The organism is Tetzosporium hominis, from assembly GCF_002265435.1.
In the GTDB taxonomy this organism is placed as follows: domain Bacteria; phylum Bacillota; class Bacilli; order Bacillales_A; family Planococcaceae; genus Chryseomicrobium; species Chryseomicrobium hominis.
On the sequence record NZ_NOKQ01000031.1, the window covers coordinates 1 to 236 of the forward strand.

Below are 236 nucleotides of genomic sequence, written 5' to 3' on the forward strand. Positions count from 1 at the left end.
AAACGAATGGGGCAAGCTGAGGGAGTATACGTTTTATGAAGCAGACGAAAAATGGAATGCAAAAGCGCTCATTTTTAGCCTGAAACGAAGAGTGCTGCAAACATTTTCGACTGCTCCTTTCTTCGACAATACGATTGGCACACTTACCGTCCGCTATGAATCTGAGCTGACCGAGCAAATGCTGCCGGCACTATTAGACAAATTGCTTGAAGGGGTTTCGGCTAATCTTGAAAGTG

General features: G+C 44.9%; 1 pseudogene. It reads left to right on the plus strand.

Going from position 1 to position 236, the window contains the following annotated elements:
* Positions 1 to 236: pseudogene (locus CF394_RS00090) on the plus strand (DUF445 domain-containing protein); the annotation flags it as partial.